Genomic DNA, 4,258 nt, shown 5'->3' with positions numbered 1-4,258 from the left:
ATTCTATGGAAGTGATTAATAATGAAATTAATTTTGATCTTTTGCATGGTCTGTTTGTATTTTTCCATAATCGATGCCACGGAAAAAAACAGGCCAAAGAGAGTCAGCCCTCCAGTCTGCCAGGGGGGGCAAATCCGGCGTACGATAGCTCTGCTGAAAGCATAGATGAGAGCGAACTTCCAGATATTAATTCCCTATCAGACGAGAATATTTCTGAAGATCGCAGTTCTGACCATTTAATCAAGCAAAATGACAGTGCATCTGAAGCTACCACCCTGCCCATAACTCCAGATGCACTATCGGCACCTTCACGTATCAGGGATTTAACTTTTATACCATTGTCATATAGCCAGGTTGAGCAAATTAATCGGATGGTCAGCGAACACCAAAAGGAATTTGGAGAGACAATAATACCTCCAATGGATGATTTTCTGAATCAATGCCAAAGGGAGCAAACGGTTGAACAGGTCTGCCTTCAGCTTTTTAATTGGTTGCAATCTGACTGGGTTCTGAGAAATGAGGATGATGAAAGTCCACAAACGCTACAGGATGCGTTTGTCAACGAACTGCCGACTTTGCTGTATGGATTGGCTATAAACAATGAAAATTTAAATCTTGAGGATGAAAGCAAGCTTCGAAAGACAGTCGATTTCAAATTTGTTCGTTTTGTCCGTAATATGGGCTTTCACCTGAGACCAGAAAATATTCTGCTCTTGCGGGTCAAAGCCCAGATAAAAACTTTCCGTTTAGCGGTACTTGGGGAGCCACAAGACAACTGAGTTTAGTGATCCGCCACGGCTTTGGCTATTCGTGCGACGCCTTCTGCCAGAACGGATCGGCTGCAACCAAAGTTAAGCCTCAGGTAATTTTCATCACCGAACTGCTTTCCGGGGGACAGGCCTACACCGGCCTTTGCAAAGAACTGGTGTGGATCTTCCAGTCCCAGTTCGCTGACATCAATCCAGGCCAGGTAGGTTGCCTGCAGTGGTTCCATGACAAGGCCGGGGATGTTATTGATGGCATCCAGCAGGTAATCGTGGCTACCACGCAGGTAGTCCAGCAATGACTGACGCCAGGGTTCACCATGACGATAAGCCGCTTTCGCTGCCGTGTAGCCAATCAGGGCGCTGTCCACTGATGGCACAATACCGGTGCGAACCTGGTTGAACTGATGCCGTAACTGTTGATTGGGTATAATCGCGAATGCGCAGCCGAAACCGGCCAGGTTGAAGGTTTTGGACGGTGACATCAGGGTGACTGAGTGGTCTCTGGCAAATTCGCTGATGGCAGCGCAGGGAATATGCTCAGCATGGCGATCAAGAATCAGGTCGCAATGCACTTCATCGGAACAGACCACAAGGCCATGTTTTTTACAAAGTTGCTCCAGCTTCTCCAGTTCTGCCCGGGTAAATACCCGACCATTCGGGTTTTGTGGATTGCAGAGCATCAGCAGTTTGCAACTGGGTGTGATTTTCTGCTCAAGGCTATCGAGATCGAGGATCCATTGGCCCCGTTGCTTAACCCATTCCACGCCAATAAGCTCACGTCCGGCCAGTTTGGGAGCCACAAGAAAGGGATAATAGACAGGAACGGGAGAAATCACGCCTTCACTTTTGTCGGCATAGGCACGAACACAGACATTCAGGGCAGAGACCAGGCCCGGCATCCAGACAATCCACTGTGGCTCAATATCCCAGTGGTAGAGATGACGACAACGCTCAACCACCAGTTGTTCCAGTTCATGGTCTGGTTCGGTGTAACCAAACACCCCATGGTCGATACGCTGGTGCAGTGCTTCGATGATTTCCGGCGCTGACTGGAAATCCATATCCGCTACCCACATGGGCAGAACGTCAGGACTGAATCGCTCCCATTTAAGGCTGGCGGTTTTGGTTCGATCCACCACTTTATCGAAATCGAAATTCATTGTTCTATCCAGTGTTTGTTTTATGGGTATCTTATAAACTGTTGTGGCGCACTTCACTGTCGTTTACTACCATCAGTCATATTTTTTCCAAATGATCAGGTACTACATAATAGAGGTGCGTAACATCAGTTATAAATATTATGCCGTTGTTGCTGGTGCGCAAAGCTCCACGACAGCTTGGGGGCATTTCAGAACCTTGGCCAAACCTGCTGAATTTCACATATTCCGGCTACGTTTTTGGTTGCTCTATGCGCCCGGGAAGCCAGTTTAGTGGTAGCGAAATACATGCTTTTCAAATTTGCCCTGTGATCGTACTGATCCGAATCCGCACAATCCAAGAGTGAGGGGGGCCGGTATTGTGCTATACCGGTTATCACGTCAGTAGCGAGAGCACAGCATCAGCGACAGCCTCTGAAGAGGCGGGGTTCTGTCCTGTGACCAATAACCCGTCTTGCACCAGGTAGCTTTCCCAGTCGGGGCCGGCGCTGTATAGTGCTCCCCGGTTTTTCAACTCATCTTCCAAAGAGAATGGAACCACGTTATCCAGCTGCACTGCAATCTCTTCGCTGTTGCTGAATCCGGTCACTTTTCTGCCTTGAACAAGAGAGACTCCTTTTTGGTCTGTGACGTTAAGCAGAACGGCAGGAGCATGGCAGACCGCAGAAACCGGTTTATCCTGCTGGCAGAAATGCCCGATCAGTTCAATCGAGTCAGGATCATTGACCAGGTCCCACAGCGGGCCATGACCACCCGGATAAAATATCGCGTCAAAATCATCCGCAGAAACACTGGCTAATTTCCCGGTGCTGGACAGCATCTCCTGTGACTGCTGGTCTTGCCCAAACCGTCGGGTGGCTTCGGTTTGAAACTCGGGGAGTTGACTTTTCGGGTCGAGGGGTGGTTGTCCTCCCGCTGGTGAGACCAGGGTTACGCTGGCCCCCGAATCCACAAAGCGATAGTAAGGCGCAGCAAATTCCTCTAGCCAGAACCCGGTTTTTTCACCGGTAGATCCCAGTTTATTGTGGGAGGTGAGTACAAACAGAATTTTCATGGCAGTATCCTCTTGGTACAGCGAGTGTTCAGTGTGTTGAAAAGTTCGCTGTGTGTAAAGTCATTGGCAAGGAGGCTGTCCGAGAATAGCAGGGCCATTTGACGAAGAAGCAGGATTTTTTAGATCAATTTATTGCAACCGCAGGAGGGCAGCCTGGTTTCGGACAGCCTTCCGGGTAAATGCCCTGATCAGCAAGCCGATATGTTCAACAGGGCAGATGACAGATTTCAACAAAAGCTGTCGTAAGAATACAGGGCCGGGGATTTGCAACAGATTCACAAGTCAGGGCAGCAGTGCGCTTTTTTCGGAAAATATGGTCGTTGTAAAGATGTGGTGGAGTCAGAAAGCCAGCTTTGCTTCTGGCATGATCCAAATGTGAATAAGACCGGTGATGAGGTAAAAACGAGGCTCGAAAACAGGGCTGAAACGGGGCTGCCCATGGAAGGCTTCATTCTCCGTAAGGCGAATCTGGATAATATTAATCTGGTGAACCATGGTGGCAAGCCATATCAATTGATTAACTGTGATTTGAGCAGGGCCAGCCTCTGTAACGGGCATTTTTATCGTGTGGATTTTTCCGGTTCCCGGCTGTTTAAAGCCAACCTTGCCAATGCCAATCTGCACAAGGCTAATCTTGATGGCTGTAATCTGCTGGGCGTGAATCTGAACAACAGTCTACTGGATCATGTGCAGTGGGGGGATAAGCTTTACCAGCAAAGGGAGGCAGCTGCCAATCCGAAAAATGCCATGGCTTTATTTGAAGAAGCGGAAGAGTCTGCCAGAAATATCCGCCGTCAGTGTGAAAACCTTGGCATGATGGGAGTGGCAGGCCGTTTTTATTATCAGGAAAGGGTCTTCCATCGGCTGCAAATGCCAAAATACTCACGGCAACGGCTGATTTCCTATCTGGTTGACAGAATCAGTGGCTATGGTGAATCCCCCTTGCGTGTGGTGTTTTTTTCCCTGGCCTTGATTGTATTCTGTTCTTTCCTGTATTTGTTCACTGGCGTTCAGAGCGGTGATACGGTTGTCCGGTTTAGCCAGAATCAGGATTTGATCCTGAACCTTCGGTATTGGCTGGATTGTCTTTATTTCAGCGTGGTGACGTTTACCACCCTCGGCTATGGGGATGTGACCCCACTGGGGTTGTCGCGGATTGTCGCTGCCTGTGAAGCATTCACCGGCAGCTTTTCTCTGGCGCTTTTCGTTGTCTTGTTTGTCAGGAAGATGATCCGCTAGGAGGCTGTCCGAGAATAGCGACCGTAGCGAGGATGGCAGAA

General features: G+C 48.9%; 4 protein-coding genes. 2 read left to right on the top strand and 2 right to left on the bottom strand.

From position 1 onward, the window contains the following. Positions 1-779 (top strand): hypothetical protein (locus tag KDK14_RS08410; protein ID WP_257264646.1); only part of this gene is annotated, 779 nt, incomplete at its 5' end. 2 nt (positions 780-781) lie between these two features. Here KDK14_RS08410 and KDK14_RS08405 read toward each other — a convergent pair. Both KDK14_RS08405 and KDK14_RS08400 read right to left on the bottom strand, forming a co-directional pair. Then, positions 782-1,927: a MalY/PatB family protein gene (locus KDK14_RS08405; protein WP_257264645.1), complete on the bottom strand. Its 1,146-nt coding sequence runs from the start codon at positions 1,925-1,927 to the stop codon at positions 782-784. A gap of 373 nt (positions 1,928-2,300) precedes the next feature. After that, on the bottom strand, positions 2,301-2,978 hold the full coding sequence (locus tag KDK14_RS08400; protein ID WP_257264644.1) for a type 1 glutamine amidotransferase domain-containing protein: 678 nt from the start codon (positions 2,976-2,978) through the stop codon (positions 2,301-2,303). A gap of 264 nt (positions 2,979-3,242) precedes the next feature. Between KDK14_RS08400 and KDK14_RS08395 the strand changes: the two genes are divergently transcribed. Continuing rightward, positions 3,243-4,217, top strand: coding sequence for an ion channel (locus KDK14_RS08395; protein ID WP_257264643.1), 975 nt, complete (start codon positions 3,243-3,245; stop codon positions 4,215-4,217). The last annotated feature ends 41 nt before the right edge of the window (positions 4,218-4,258 follow it).

Source organism: Endozoicomonas sp. ONNA2 (genome assembly GCF_024606365.1).
GTDB lineage: Bacteria > Pseudomonadota > Gammaproteobacteria > Pseudomonadales > Endozoicomonadaceae > Endozoicomonas.
The sequence above is the reverse complement of the archived record's forward strand: the minus strand, read 5'-3'. Positions and strand labels throughout refer to the sequence as shown.